Below are 13,824 nucleotides of genomic sequence, written 5' to 3'. Positions count from 1 at the left end.
ATCGCAACGACCACGCCGTGTCGTGGTAAATCAACTGCCTAGACCGGCACTATTTGGCGGGGCAGGGTTTCGTCTGGTCGAACAGCGACAGGTTGACCAGCTTGCCGGTCATCGAGAAGTCGCCATAGTCCATGACGAGATCGCGGGTGATGCCGTTCTCATGCAGCTTGAAGCTGATACGGTATTCCGGCACCTCTTCGCCCGTCTTGTTGGTGTCGTCGAAATAGGCGATGTCGACCGGCCAGTATTTGTCCGTGGCGAGCTTTGCCAGTGCCGAAGCTTCCGGGTCGGCCTTGTCGGCATCGGTTTTCTTGCCGACCACGACAGTGGTGGTCATCACCTTGTTGGCGTCTTCGGAACCGTCGAACAGGTTCGTTTCGTAAAAATTCTCGCCTTTTTCGGCCTTGCCGATCAGCTCGACCAGGTGCTGGGTCGGAAATTGGGTTGTCGCCAGCTCGACGCTGTTCTTTTCAGGCTTGTCGATGTCGACCTTCAGGCCCTTGGTCTCTTTCGTGGCGATGCCCTTGACCTCCTTGTCGAGATTCTGGTCGACGAAGGATTTTGTCACGAACGAAAAAGTCTTGCCTTCGGCGTCCTCGAAAGTGGTCGTCTGCTGGTCGGTCAACCTGGTGTTGTCGGCGGTGACGATCTGGGTGACGAAGCGGAATTTCACCGTATAGCCTTCGCAGGCCGAGCCATTGAACTCATAGACCATGCGGCCGGATATGCCCGTGATGCCGGACTGATCGGAAGCCTTTTTCAGGGTAAGATCGTAGACGGCGCGGTGGGCTTGCAGCGCCGGCGCGGCAAAGGCAGGGCCTATCGAGAGGGCTCCCGACAACAGGACGGCATGGAATGCGAGGCGCGTTGCGCGCATGAGGTACTCCGATCGTCGCGACTGATGGCAGGCCGCAGGGAAAGATGGTCCAGCTTAAAAAAAGTCGTGGCGGAAGCGAGGCAAAAATAGCAATTTCGGCCCGGCCGGCGCGGCGTCACCAAGCAATAGGGAAATACCATGAGTGAAACAATCGAAAAGCGGCTAAGTGATCTGGGTGTGACGCTTCCCGTCGCCGCCGCGCCCGCCGCCAACTACGTGCCCTATTGCCGGACCGGCAATCTGCTGTTCACCGCCGGGCAATTGCCGCTCAAGGACGGCAAGCTGCAGGCGAGCGGGCTGTTAGGTCGCGATCTGGATACGGCAGGCGGCAAGGACGCGGCAAAATACTGCGCGATCAACATCCTGGCGCAGGCCAAGGCAGCACTCGGCGACCTCGAGAAGATTAGCCGTCTGGTGAAGATCACCGTTTTCGTCGCCTCGGCACCTGAGTTCGTCGAGCAGCATCTGGTTGCCAACGGCGCCTCCGATTTCCTGGTGGCGGCCCTTGGCGAACGTGGCAAGCATGCGCGCTCCGCCGTCGGCACCGCCTGCCTGCCGCTTAATGCCGCAGTGGAAATCGAAGCCGTCTTCGAAATCGAATGAGCCAGGGGATAGATATGACCGACCTATCCTGGCTGACCGCCCGGCCCGTCGCCCATCGCGGCTTCCACGACATGAACAAGACGCGCTGGGAAAACACGCTGTCGGCCTTCGCCGCGGCCGCCGAGCGCGGCTATGCCATCGAATGCGACGTGCACCTGTCGTCCGACCGTGTTCCCGTCATCATCCATGACGGCGATCTCAAGCGCCTGACCGGCCAGGATGGTTTCGTCTGGCAGCGTACCGCAGCTGAACTCGCGGCGCTCAGGGTCGGTGGCACGGCGGACCATGTGCCGACGCTGCAGGAAGCGCTCGACCTGGTGAACGGCCGCGTGCCATTGGTGGTCGAGTTGAAAGGCACGCCCGGCTATGACGAAGGCCTGGTGGCAAGCGTCGGCAAGATGCTCAAGCGCTACAAGGGCAAAGCGGCGATCATGTCGTTCGACCACTGGCTGGTCCGCGATTTTCCGAAGGACGCGCCGGGTATCCCAGGGGGGCTCACCGCCTACGGCAAGGACGTCGGGTTGATCGAGGCGCATTTCGCCATGCTGGCGCATGAGATCGCCTTCACCTCCTACGCCGCCGGCGACCTGCCGAACCCATTTGTCAGCTTCGTGCGTGAAAGGCTGAAAATGCCTGTTATCACCTGGACGGTGCATGACCAGCCGGCGGTCGACCTGACCTTCAGATATGCCGACCAGATGACGTTCGAAGGGTTCGAACCCGATCTGGTCAAAGTCGCCTGAGTGTCTGAAACGTGACTTGTACCAGGCCGGACGGAGCTTAAATAAGCCTCATGGATCAGGGCGACGAGGGTGACGGACAAACGGCCAATGCGGACTATTCGATCCGCGTCGCCGCGGGCATCGGCGCCTTCACCTGTGATGAATGGAACGGCTTTGCCGGAACTGCGCGCGGAGATTCAGAAACCAGTTACAATCCTTTGGTTTCCTTCGCTTTTCTAAGTGCGCTCGAAGATTCTGGATGCGCCGTGCGGCGTACCGGCTGGCAGGGCCATCACCTCAGGCTGGAGGACGGGCAAGGCAGATTGCTGGGCGCGGTGCCCTGTTATCTCAAATCGCACAGCCAGGGCGAATATGTGTTCGATCATGGCTGGTCGGATGCCTTCGAGCGCGCCGGCGGCCGTTACTACCCCAAACTGCAAAGTGCCGTGCCGTTCTCCCCGGTCACCGGCCCTCGCCTGCTGGTCAGCAAAGGCGAGGACAGCGCCAAAGTAAAGGCCGGTCTCGTGGCGGGCCTGAAGGCGGTGACGCAAAAACTCGGCGTCTCTTCCGCGCATGTCACCTTCGCGCAAGAGAGCGATGTGGAGGTGCTGGAAGCGGCAGGCTTCCTGCACCGCACCGACCAGCAATTCCATTTCTTCAACGAAGGCTTTTCGACCTATGACGACTTCCTCGCCACCCTTGCCTCGCGCAAGCGAAAGGCGATGAAGAAGGAAAGGCGTGAAGCGCTTGCCCCAGGCATTTCGATCGACCGGCTGACCGGCAAGGACCTCACGGAGAAGGCCTGGGACGATTTCTTCGCCTTCTACATGGACACCGGCAGCCGCAAATGGGGTCGGCCCTATCTCAACCGTCAATTCTTTTCGCTGATCGGCGAACGCATGGCCGACGACATCCTGCTGGTGATGGCGAGGCGCAACGGGCGATACATTGCCGGGGCCATCAATTTCATCGGCTCCGACGCACTCTATGGCCGCAACTGGGGCTGTATCGAGGACCATCCCTTCCTGCATTTCGAGGTCTGCTATCACCAAGCGATCGACTTCGCCATCGAGCGCAAGCTGAAGGTGGTGGAGGCGGGCGCGCAGGGCGAGCACAAGCTGGCGCGCGGCTACCGGCCGGTGACCATGCATTCCGCGCACTACATTGCACACCCAGGCCTGCGCAATGCCGTCGCCGATTATCTCAAGCGTGAACGCCACGAGGTGGAGCGGATGAGCGAATATCTCGAGGGGCACACCCCGTTCCGCAAGGATTTAGAAGAGTAGCGACCGGCTGCCCGGAGGGGCAGGGTCGACGATCGCCTTGCCGACTTTCGACGGCTTCGCTACACGAAAGTCACAATCCGGAGCATTGCCATGGCTGAAACCGCCTATGACACCGACAACATTTTCGCGAAAATCCTGCGCGGCGAAATTCCCTCGCACCGCGTCTACGAGGACGATGCGTTCATAGCCTTCATGGATGTGATGCCGCAGGGGCCAGGCCATACGCTCGTGGTGCCGAAGGTGCCGTCGCGCAACCTGCTTGACGCCGATCCGTCGATTTTCGGTCCGCTTTTCACGGTCGTTCAGAGGATAGCACAGGCGGTAAAAAAGGCCTTCAGTGCCGACGGCGTCACCGTCATGCAGTTCAACGAGCCGGCCTCGGGGCAGACCGTGTACCACCTGCATGTGCATGTGATCCCGCGCTTCAACGGCGTCCCGCTGAAGCCGCACACGGGCGAGATGGAGAAGCCGGAGGTGTTGGCCGAAAACGCCGGTGAGATACGGGCGGCGCTGACGACGAATTGACGTCAGGTCTCGATCGCCGGCACGGCGTATCCAAGCCGAGGCAGACGGCGATCTTGTGCTTCGAACACCCGCAGCCCGAGCCACCAGGATATCACCGTGATCACGGTTCCGCCGAGCACATCCATGAGATTGTGCCCGCCATGGATCAGAATAGCCGGCAGCAAAGCGGTGTTGACGAGAATCAGCGCGAGACGCGCAAGCCTGTACGGCCAGATTGCGATTAGAGACATCAGCGCCATCACCGTGTGAAATGAAGGGAATCCCACAAGCCCCGTCACCTGCAACTCCGAAATGTCTGTGACGCCCTCAACCAGCAGCCGATTCAATTCCGAACCGTAAGCTGAATTGACCACCGGCCGAACGATCCGGTCGATTTCAGGCGCCAAGGTCCAATAGGCGGACGCCCCGCTGGACGGAAACAGCGCCCAGCAAAAGATGGTGGCCAGAGATCCGAATACCGTCGCCAAGGCTGCCGCGTGCAGCCGCCGCCGATCGTTGGCCATACCCAGGAAGAGAAAGGCAAACAGGATCTGGGCCAGCGTCAGGGTATAGACCTGCCTGAGAATGTCCGAGAGGCGTGGATAGCGGGAAATCCATGCACAGGCATCAGGCCAGGAATAGCCGAGCCAAGCATCCATCCGCACGAGCGTAGCGTCGATCGGCGCGAAAGGCCGCGGCAAGAGCAGAAGGTTGAAAAGCGCGGCCGGCACTGAATAGAAAACAAACAGGGCCAGAACGTGTGTGGAGAGCGCGATCCGCTCAGCCTTGCGAACACGACGGTAGAATTGGCCAATGGCAATCATCACAACCGCCAAGCCGACGGAAAAACCATAACTGTCAAGCGCGAGGGTAACGTTCTTGTCCCAGGCAAGGAACATGCAAACGGCAACCAGCGCCAACGCGACAGTCAGGATCGTCCGTTCTGCGGGAAGTAAGACCATTGTCGAAAAATGGCCGGATGGCGTTAATTTGGAGTGAAAAAAGCCGTCGGATGGCAATTCTGACCCAGGACGACCGATGCCATAACAAGGACGGGTCCGAAAGCCTTTGAAACGCCGTCAACTCCGCCGCCCCGAAGAAAGCCACAGGCGGATCGCATCCGCGCATTGCACAGGGTTCAGAAGCGAGGTGTCGACCTCCAGATCGTATATGCCTGGCCGGTGAACCTCTTCCTGCCACAGACGCACGGGCAATGGCACGGATCGTCGGGCGAGCCGGTCACATATCTCTTGTCCGTCGCGCTCACCGCTCGCCTCTCCATGATGATTTCGATCGGACAGCGAACACCGACAAGCAGCACCGGCAGACCGGCGAGACGGCGAGCGCAATCGGCCAGGATGTGGAGCGGTTTCGAATAGGCATCGTGATGGCCGACATCCGCAACGACATTCAGCTCCAACCGGCTATGAGCGGCTATCGATTCGTAGAGCGCGGCGTATAATCCGGGCACGAGGGCCTCAAGGTCCGGACGCTCGCCGCCAGGCCGCAATCCCAGGCCGATAGCGTGCCGGCGTGGCCTGCTCGTAGACGTCGACGCCGAGATTGAGCCAGACGCCGTCGAAGCTCTCCTGAATAGCCCTCGCGATGCTTGATTTTCCCGATCGCGGCGCGCCGTTCAGGATAATGATCTGCCCGGCCATGCGTCCTCCCGCTCCAATGAAAAAAGCCCCGTTTTGAACTGACCCCCCGAAAGTTGGACACAACCTTCGGGGGTTTTGCATGTCCAAATACAGCGAGAGTTTCAAGCGCTCGGTTGTCGATAGCTATTTAGGCGGGGATGAGAGCTGCGCGAGTGCGGCGTCGATGCATGGCGTTGATGCGGCCACTGTTCGCAAGTGGGTTGCGTTGTACCAGGCGCATGGCGATGCCGGGCTATCTGGTAAGTACGGTCGTTACGACGCGGCGTTCAGGCTGTCGGTGCTTGAGCGAATGTGGGAGGAAGGTCTGTCGTATCGGCAGACGGCTGCATTGTTCAATATCCGCAATGCCAGTTGCCTGACGGGCTGGGAGAAGCGCTATCATGCGGGCGGGATAGAGGCGCTCGGCCCACGTCCCAGAGGACGACCCATGTCAAAGCCGCCGTCCCCCGCAGTGCCTGTTGCAGCCAGTGACGAGGCCAAAAGCCGCGAAGAACTGCTGGCTGAGCTGAAGCATCTGCGGATGGAGAACGACTACCTAAAAAAACTAGAGGCCTTAACGCAGGGACATGCGCTCAAAAAGCGCAAGCCGTCCAGGCGTTAAGGCCGTTGCATTCGCTTGAGGGGCTGCTCGAGCTGGCGAAGCTTGCGCGCAGCACGTTCTATTACAGACAGAAAGCAGCGAAGCGCTCGGACCGCCATGCGGCGCTGAAGGCGGCGATCAAGGCCATCTTCGACAGCCACAAGGGTCGCTACGGCTATCGCCGGGTGACTGCGCAACTGCACCGGTTGGGCCGGCGCGTCAACCACAAGACCGTCCAGAGCCTGATGGCCGGGATGGGATTGAAGTCGCTGGTCAGGCCGAAGAAGTATCGCTCCTACAGGGGCGAGGCTGGGCGGACCGCTCCCGATCTGTTGCAGCGCAAGTTCGGCGCCGACCGCGCCAACCGCAAATGGGTGACCGACGTGACGGAGTTCAGCCTGGCCGGCGACAAGCTCTATCTGTCCCCGGTCATGGATCTCTACAATGGCGAGATCGTCGCGTTCGAGACGGCGCGGCGGCCACGCTTCAAAATGGTGGACAATATGCTGACCAAAGCCCTCGCCCGGCTTGGTGAGAACGAAAGGCCGATCCTGCATTCCGATCAGGGATGGCAGTATCAGATGTCGGCATTCCAACGCAGGCTGGAAGCCAGAGGCCTCCAACAGAGCATGTCACGCAAAGGCAATTGCCTCGACAACGCCCCAATGGAGAGCTTCTTTGCCATCCTCAAATCCGAGCTCTTCCATCCCGGAACCTTCGACACCGTTCAAAGCCTGGACGACGCCATCACGGACTACATCGACTATTACAACCACCGCCGCATCAAACTGAAACTGAAAGGGCTGGCCCCTGTGCAATACAGGAACCAGCCCTTAAACCTACCAACTCAATGAACCGTCCAACTTTATGGGGTCAGTTCATTTCCGGGGCTTTTTTCGACTTTCGTCAAGGTCAGTTCTTTCGGGGCAGTTGCGGCACGAGGCTGCGCTTGCCGCCGTCCTTGCCCTTGGCTTCGGGCTTCTGCGCCACCAGCTTCTTGGCCGCGGGCTTTTTCGTCACGGCCTTTCTGGGCTTCGTTGTTTCTTCCGGCTCTTCCTTCTTCGGCTTCACCGGCGCCTCGTCGGCGAGTGATTCGAGCTTCAGGCCGGTCTCGCCGGTTTCCTTCTTCTCGACGGTGACACGCACCGTGCCGCCCTTCTTGAGCTTGCCGAACAGCACCTCGTCGGCCAACGGCTTTTTGATGTGCTCCTGGATCACACGGCCGAGCGGCCGCGCTCCCATGCGCTCATCATAGCCCTTGTCGGCGAGCCAGGCGATCGCATCGGCCGACAGGTCGAAGGTGACGCCACGCTCGGAAAGCTGGGCCTCGAGCTGCATGACGAACTTCTGCACCACCTGATGAATGACCGGCACCGGCAACGAGCCGAACGGGATGATCGCATCGAGACGGTTGCGGAATTCCGGCGTGAACAGCCGGTTGATCGCCTCGACATCGTCGCCTTCGCGCTTGGTCGAGCCGAATCCGATCGCCGCGCGCTGCGCATCCGACGCGCCCGCATTGGTGGTCATGATCAGGATCACATTGCGGAAGTCGATCTGCTTGCCATTGTGGTCGGTCAGCTTGCCATGGTCCATAACCTGCAACAGGATGTTGAACAGGTCCGGATGCGCCTTCTCGACCTCATCGAGCAACAGCACGCAATGCGGATGCTGGTCGACGCCGTCCGTCAGAAGACCGCCCTGGTCGAAGCCGACATAGCCGGGAGGAGCGCCGATCAGCCGCGAGACGGTGTGGCGTTCCATATATTCCGACATGTCGAAGCGGATCAGCTCGACGCCGAGCGACGCGGCCAACTGCTTGGCCACTTCGGTCTTGCCGACGCCGGTCGGGCCGGAGAACAGGTAGGAGCCGATCGGCTTCTCCGGTTCGCGCAGGCCGGCACGCGCCAGCTTGATCGCCGAGGTCAACGCGGTGATCGCGGTGTCCTGGCCATAAACGACGCGCTTCAGCTCGATATCGAGACCCTGCAGCACCTTCTCGTCATCGGCCGAAACCGTCTTCGGCGGGATGCGGGCCATGGTGGCGATCGTCGCCTCGATCTCCTTGATGCCGATCGTCTTCTTGCGCTTGGCTTCCGGAACCAGCATCTGCGAGGCGCCGGTCTCGTCGATCACGTCGATCGCCTTGTCCGGCAGCTTGCGGTCGTTGATGTAACGTGCCGACAGCTCCACCGAGGCCTTGATCGCCTCGTTGGTGAACTTCACCTTGTGGAACTCCTCATAATAGGGCTTGAGGCCCTTCATGATCTCGATGGCGTCCGCGATGGTCGGTTCGTTGACGTCGATCTTCTGGAAGCGCCGCACCAAAGCACGGTCCTTCTCGAAGAACTGGCGGAATTCCTTGTAGGTGGTCGAGCCGATGCAGCGGATCGCACCCGATGACAGCGCCGGCTTCAACAGGTTGGACGCATCCATGGCGCCGCCTGAAGTAGCCCCTGCGCCGATGACCGTATGGATCTCGTCGATGAACAGCACGGCACCGGGATAGTCCTCGAGTTCCTTGACGACCTGCTTCAGCCGTTCCTCGAAATCGCCGCGATAGCGCGTGCCGGCGAGCAGCGTGCCCATGTCGAGCGCGAAGATGGTGGCGTTGTGCAGCACTTCGGGAACGTCGCCCTCGACGATGCGCTTGGCCAGACCCTCGGCGATCGCCGTCTTGCCGACGCCGGGATCACCGACATAGAGCGGGTTGTTCTTCGAGCGGCGGCACAGCACCTGAATGGTGCGGTTGATCTCGGACTCGCGGCCGATCAGCGGGTCGATCTTGCCGGCCTTGGCCTTGTTGTTGAGATTGACGCAATAAGCCGTCAGCGCATCCTGCTGCTGCTTCTTCTTGCCGCCTTCCTCTTGTGGCTCGGCGCCGTTCTGGCCGCCCTGCTCGTCATCGGCACCGCGCGGCGAGCGTGTCTCCGATGCGCCCGGACGCTTGGCAATGCCGTGCGAGATGTAGTTGACCGCGTCGTAGCGGGTCATCTGCTGTTCCTGCAGGAAATAGGCGGCATGGCTCTCGCGCTCGGCGAAGATGGCGACGAGGACGTTAGCGCCCGAAACCTCCTCGCGGCCAGACGACTGCACATGGATCACCGCGCGCTGGATGACGCGCTGGAAACCGGCGGTCGGCTTGGAGTCCTCGTCGTAACCGGTGACGAGGTTGTCGAGCTCGGTGTCGATATAGGTGAGAACCGTGTGCTTGAGCTCATCGAGATCGACATTGCAGGCGCGCATGACGGCGGCCGCCTCGGTGTCGTCGATGAGCGCGAGCAGCAGATGTTCTAGGGTTGCATATTCATGGTGCCGCTCATTGGCGAGCGTCAGCGCCTGGTGAAGCGCCTTTTCCAGGCCTTGGGAGAAAGCCGGCATGTTACCTCACTTCTTCTCCATCACGCATTGCAGCGGATGCTGATTCTGTCGGGCGAAATCCATGACCTGGGACACTTTGGTCTCGGCCACCTCGAATGTATAGACCCCGCACTCGCCCACTCCATGATTGTGAACATGAAGCATGATGCGTGTGGCGGCTTCGCGATCCTTCTGGAAAAAACGCTCCAGCACGTGAACCACGAACTCCATCGGAGTGTAGTCGTCGTTGAGGATGAGGACCCGATAAAGGCTGGGCTTCTTGGTCTTGGTTTTGGTGCGCGTGATGACGGCCGTCCCACGGCCGGCCCCATTGCCGTTACCGTCGCCGTCTTGCATCCGCACCACTCGTCTCGTGGCAGTCAAACCGATCGTCACGTATTCCTGCCTCTTTCGATTCCCCATGCGAGTTCGACATGTAGGTGTTCGATGTACGATTTTAAGCCCTTCTGGTTAGCTGACAATATGGCTAGGTCACCAAACTTGGACGATTTTCGCAATCGTGAAGGGGCGCGAGGCTCTGGAACGGAAATTGACACGAAAAAGCCGGGCCGCGTTTCCGTGGCCGGGCTTTTTCTCGGGTTCAAAGGCTGAATCTGGGGTCACGTCAGGCGAAATCAGTTCGCCCGGGCAAAATTACTTTGCCTTGGCAACGATCGATTCGAATGGCTTGTAAGCTTCCTTGGCGAGTTCGGCATAGAGATCGCCGATCTTGGTGGCCTCGGCGACGAACGCCTCATAGGACTGCTTGGCGTAATCCGACTGGATCTCGATCGCCTTTTCCAGCGACTTGGCTGAAAACAGCTTCTCCACCGTGGCGCTGCCGGTTTCAAAACTCTTCTTGGTGTATTCACCAGCTTCGGTGGCAATCGCCTGCGCGCCCTTGGACAGCGACGCAAAGCTCTTCAATCCGGTGTCGGCGAACTCTTTGCCGTATTTGCTGAAGTCCTCATAGGTCTGGGTCATTTCACGATTCCCTTGACGGTTGAAGCGTCCTTCTTCGGGGCGCCCTTGTGCAATGCAAGATAATATATTGTGCACCGCACAAAAGTCAAGATTTCGCGGGCTTGCGGACCCGCCTGCGCAGCCAATGGCTAAAAATCGAATAAAGAGAGCCACAAGCCCGAAGAAAATGGTGAACGCGGCGGTTACCATAAACGGATTGGTAACGCTGCGCCGGTAGCTTGGCCGGAAGCGAGGCAGGACCCTTTGCCGCCTCCAACGCAACGAAGAAATCCAAGGGAAGTACCAGTGCGTAAGGCGTTGTTGGGCATCGTTTCCAAATCTACCTCCCCTCTCAAAACGATGATGATCATCGCCCTGGCGATGACATTCGTTTTTGGCGACGTTGCCTCGTCGCTGGCGGCCAGGCAGGCGGCCATCGTCGTGGATGCCAAGACCGGCAAAGTGCTCTACTCCGCCGACGCCAACGGCAGGCGCTATCCGGCTTCGCTGACCAAGATGATGACGCTGTATCTGACCTTCGAAGCGATGGCGAAGGGCAAGATCAGCAGGAACACGCCAGTGGTGTTTTCCGCCAAGGCCTCCGCCGAGGCGCCGACGAAACTTGGCGTGAAGCCGGGCGGTTCCGTCACGGTCGAGACCGCGATCCTGTCGATCGTCACCAAGTCGGCGAATGACTCGGCCACCGCGCTCGGCGAAATGCTCGGCGGCAATGAAACCACTTTTGCCCGCATGATGACCGCCAAGGCGCGTGCGCTGGGGATGAACGGCACCGTGTTCCGCAACGCCAATGGCCTGCCCGACCCCGGCCAGTTCACCACCGCGCGCGACATGGCGACGCTCGGCATCGCGCTGCGCGAGCATTTTCCCCAGTATTACGGCTATTTCTCGCAGCGCTCCTTTCTCTATGGGCGCCAGCGCATCAACGGCCACAACCGTCTGCTTGGACGCATCAAGGGCGTCGACGGCATCAAGACTGGCTACACCCGCGCCTCCGGCTTCAACCTCGTCTCATCGGTTTCCGATGGCAATCGCCGCATCGTCGGCGTGGTCATGGGCGGCACCTCGGGCGGCAGCCGCGACAATCAGATGGCCAGCTTGATCAACACCTATCTGCCGAGGGCGTCGACTCGCGGTGGTGGCGATCTGGTCGCCAAGGCCGGTGGCAACAACCCGATCACCGCCCTTGCCAAGGTTCTCCTGCCCAAGCATGACGCTCCGACACCGGACGACAAGCCTGTCATAGCGCAGGACGATGTCACCGTTGCCGAGGACGCCACGGTCGCGGAAGACGATACCGCGCAGGCCGGAGAAGCAGCCCCCGTCGTCAAGACCAGAAAGGTCAAGACCGTCATCGTTTCAGCCCCCCAAGTCGCGACGGCCCAGGTTGTAGCGGCCTATGCCGAGCCGACGCCGGCGGCTGTCGACCCGGTCAACACCGCGTCGGTGCCTTCGGGTTGGGCCATTCAGGTCGCCTCGTCGCCCAAGCAGTCCGAGGCCCAGGCCTTTCTCGACAAGACCACCAAGCAGGCGCCCAAGGTGCTGGCGGACGCTTCCGGTTTCACTGTCGCCTTCGACAAGGATGGCGTCACCTACTACCGCGCCCGCTTCGGTGGCTTCGGTTCGAAGACCGCCGCCTGGAAGGCCTGTACCGCTTTGAAGAAGAAGAACATCGAGTGCTACGCCGTCCAGCAGTAGGACGGCGTGCAAGCCATCTCCCGGAAAAATTCTGCGTCGAAGGAGACTAGTTGTGATTGGAGAGCAAGACGTCCTTGGCTTCGTTAATCCGCGCCGCCAGGAAAGACGTGCCGCCGACATCGGGGTGCAGGCGCTGCATCAGGCGGCGGTGCGCCTTGCGGACATCCGCCGCGGCGGCCCCCGCTTCAAGACCAAGGACCTTGTAGGCCTCCTCCTTAGTCATGGCGCCCGGACCTGGCGCAACACCCAGCCCTTCGCCACCGTTCGTCTCAGCGTTTTTGCGCCAGACGGGAAATCTGCCGTCAAGATACGTCTCTAGCAGCTGTCGGCTCTCCGGATCGCCGGAGAGTTCGCGGTAGAGGTGTTGCAATTCCGCCAGCCCCATCGCGCCAAGCATCTTGCCTTCGTGGCGGCCAGCCAGGACCAGTCCTTCGAGGCCGCCGGTATCGTGATCGAGTTCCATTTCCAATGCCGCTGTGCGCACCGTCGAGCGTTTGCCCGGTGCAAGCCCGGCCGGCTGGCGTTTCATGCGCATGGAACCATACCAGGCAATTGCGCCGGTGAGAATCATGCCGCCGATGCCTTCCCGGCCGACCACAAGCACGGCGACGCCGACAAGTGCCAGAAGAGCCGGCCCGAGCGTTCGCAGCGTGCTCGCCAGTTTCGCCGGCTCGGCACGCAGAAAGATCGTCACCGCGCCGAGGAGCAGCAGAAGCAACGCTCCAAAAGCGATGATCGCGCCCATTATTTTCCGCCGCCCCGCAGATACTCGATCATCAGCCGGTCTTCCGGCCTGCCCCTGGCTTCGAGCGCCTTCAACCCGCCGGTCGCAAACACGGCGACGGCCGAAAGCAGTCCTGCCAGGGTCGCGGCAGCCCGCCGATCAAATCTAAACCAAGCCCCCTTGGACAGCCGCGCAATCTCTTTGAACGCCTTTTCTGCGCCGGAATCATGGCTTTCCTGAAACACGAAGACGGGAACGCCATGAAGGCCGAGGCTGCCGGCCTTTTCGGCCAGATCGTCGATATTCTCTTCCATCGCGTCGCCGATGTAGACCAGCGCATTGACCTTGGCGGCCGCCGTCTGTTTCAACGCATGCGTCAGGACCTTGCCGATCTGGGTGTGGCCGCTGCGGCATTCGATCCGCGTCATCAGCTGCTTCAAGGCATTGGTGTCGCTCACGAAAGCGGACGAACGGCACTCGCCGAGACCACGAAAATAAACCAGTTGCACGCTGAGGGTTCCGGCCTTGCCGACAGCGTCGAACATCTGGCCCTGCAGCTCACAAGCCAGATCCCAGGTCGGCTGGCGGCTCATTGTTGCGTCGAGAGCAAGGATCAGCCTGCCCGAATCGGTCGCCGACGCGGCAAGTGTCCTCGCCTGACGAATGAAGGCGTCGATCTCGCCGGCGTTGGATTGAGGCTTGATCGGCGCAGGATTGGTCCCCGCTGGCACAGGCTGCTTCTTATCGCTCATGAAAAACAAGATGTGGCGTTGCCACATCGCTTGCAAGCCCCACATCGGGCAGTGCAAAGGGCCAGGCGGTGATGCC

At 60.6% G+C, this 13,824-nt stretch carries 13 protein-coding genes and 1 pseudogene; 6 read left to right on the top strand and 8 right to left on the bottom strand.

Features of this window, described 5'->3' with window-relative positions; genetic code table 11:
• Nucleotides 1-49: 49 nt before the first annotated feature.
• The gene (locus NKH95_RS16655; RefSeq protein ID WP_023812940.1) at nucleotides 50-877 is read right to left on the bottom strand and encodes a cell envelope integrity EipB family protein; all 828 of its coding nucleotides are present in this window, start codon (nucleotides 875-877) and stop codon (nucleotides 50-52) included.
• Nucleotides 878-1,015: 138 nt separating this feature from the next.
• On the opposite strand from NKH95_RS16655, the gene NKH95_RS16650 reads away from it, so the two are divergent.
• The 4 genes from NKH95_RS16650 to NKH95_RS16635 all read left to right on the top strand — a co-directional run bounded on the left by NKH95_RS16650 (nucleotide 1,016) and on the right by NKH95_RS16635 (nucleotide 4,013).
• The gene (locus NKH95_RS16650) at nucleotides 1,016-1,480 is read left to right on the top strand and encodes a RidA family protein (RefSeq protein ID WP_023812941.1); all 465 of its coding nucleotides are present in this window, start codon (nucleotides 1,016-1,018) and stop codon (nucleotides 1,478-1,480) included.
• Nucleotides 1,481-1,494: 14 nt separating this feature from the next.
• A complete protein-coding gene (locus tag NKH95_RS16645) occupies nucleotides 1,495-2,223 on the top strand; it encodes a glycerophosphodiester phosphodiesterase (protein ID WP_023812942.1) in 729 nt (242 codons plus the stop codon).
• 50 nt (nucleotides 2,224-2,273) lie between these two features.
• Nucleotides 2,274-3,488, top strand: coding sequence for a GNAT family N-acetyltransferase (locus NKH95_RS16640; RefSeq protein WP_352442393.1), 1,215 nt, complete (start codon nucleotides 2,274-2,276; stop codon nucleotides 3,486-3,488).
• A 90-nt stretch (nucleotides 3,489-3,578) separates the two neighbouring features.
• Nucleotides 3,579-4,013: an HIT family protein gene (locus NKH95_RS16635; RefSeq protein WP_023812944.1), complete on the top strand. Its 435-nt coding sequence runs from the start codon at nucleotides 3,579-3,581 to the stop codon at nucleotides 4,011-4,013.
• 2 nt (nucleotides 4,014-4,015) lie between these two features.
• Here NKH95_RS16635 and NKH95_RS16630 read toward each other — a convergent pair whose 3' ends face one another.
• On the bottom strand, nucleotides 4,016-5,011 hold the full coding sequence (locus NKH95_RS16630) for a phosphatase PAP2 family protein (protein ID WP_352892060.1): 996 nt from the start codon (nucleotides 5,009-5,011) through the stop codon (nucleotides 4,016-4,018).
• A gap of 72 nt (nucleotides 5,012-5,083) precedes the next feature.
• Nucleotides 5,084-5,653, bottom strand: a pseudogene (locus NKH95_RS16620) (chloramphenicol phosphotransferase CPT family protein); the annotation flags it as partial.
• A 79-nt stretch (nucleotides 5,654-5,732) separates the two neighbouring features.
• Here NKH95_RS16620 and NKH95_RS16615 point away from each other — a divergent pair.
• A protein-coding gene (locus NKH95_RS16615) for an IS3 family transposase (protein WP_502895240.1) occupies nucleotides 5,733-7,087 on the top strand; the annotation gives its coding sequence in 2 pieces (ribosomal slippage) (nucleotides 5,733-6,198 and nucleotides 6,198-7,087; 1,356 coding nt in all).
• Between the two features lie 58 nt (nucleotides 7,088-7,145).
• Here the strand turns inward: NKH95_RS16615 and clpA are convergent.
• From clpA to NKH95_RS16600, 3 genes are all read right to left on the bottom strand, one after another.
• Entirely contained in the window at nucleotides 7,146-9,614 is a 2,469-nt protein-coding gene (gene clpA, locus NKH95_RS16610; protein WP_023812949.1) for an ATP-dependent Clp protease ATP-binding subunit ClpA, read from the bottom strand.
• A 6-nt stretch (nucleotides 9,615-9,620) separates the two neighbouring features.
• Nucleotides 9,621-9,950 carry an ATP-dependent Clp protease adapter ClpS gene (clpS, locus tag NKH95_RS16605; RefSeq protein ID WP_023812950.1) on the bottom strand — a complete coding sequence of 110 codons (330 nt, stop codon included), beginning with the start codon at nucleotides 9,948-9,950 and terminating at the stop codon, nucleotides 9,621-9,623.
• Between the two features lie 297 nt (nucleotides 9,951-10,247).
• On the bottom strand, nucleotides 10,248-10,577 hold the full coding sequence (locus NKH95_RS16600) for a phasin family protein (RefSeq protein ID WP_013531776.1): 330 nt from the start codon (nucleotides 10,575-10,577) through the stop codon (nucleotides 10,248-10,250).
• Nucleotides 10,578-10,862: 285 nt separating this feature from the next.
• Here NKH95_RS16600 and NKH95_RS16595 point away from each other — a divergent pair, with 285 nt between their 5' ends.
• Nucleotides 10,863-12,272 carry a D-alanyl-D-alanine carboxypeptidase gene (locus tag NKH95_RS16595; protein ID WP_023812951.1) on the top strand — a complete coding sequence of 470 codons (1,410 nt, stop codon included), beginning with the start codon at nucleotides 10,863-10,865 and terminating at the stop codon, nucleotides 12,270-12,272.
• 46 nt (nucleotides 12,273-12,318) lie between these two features.
• Here the strand turns inward: NKH95_RS16595 and NKH95_RS16590 are convergent, their stop codons facing one another.
• Both NKH95_RS16590 and NKH95_RS16585 read right to left on the bottom strand, forming a co-directional pair.
• Nucleotides 12,319-13,017, bottom strand: a complete 699-nt coding sequence (locus NKH95_RS16590; protein WP_023812952.1) for a DnaJ domain-containing protein — start codon at nucleotides 13,015-13,017, stop codon at nucleotides 12,319-12,321.
• Entirely contained in the window at nucleotides 13,017-13,748 is a 732-nt protein-coding gene (locus NKH95_RS16585) for a hypothetical protein (RefSeq protein ID WP_023812953.1), read from the bottom strand. Before NKH95_RS16585 ends, NKH95_RS16590 begins: the two co-directional genes overlap by 1 nt.
• Nucleotides 13,749-13,824 lie beyond the last annotated feature (76 nt).

The sequence above is a fragment of the Mesorhizobium sp. M0848 genome (assembly GCF_040319805.1).
In the GTDB taxonomy this organism is placed as follows: Bacteria; Pseudomonadota; Alphaproteobacteria; order Rhizobiales; family Rhizobiaceae; genus Mesorhizobium.
Note: the sequence above shows the minus strand (reverse complement) of the source record. Positions and strands in the feature narration are given on the sequence as shown.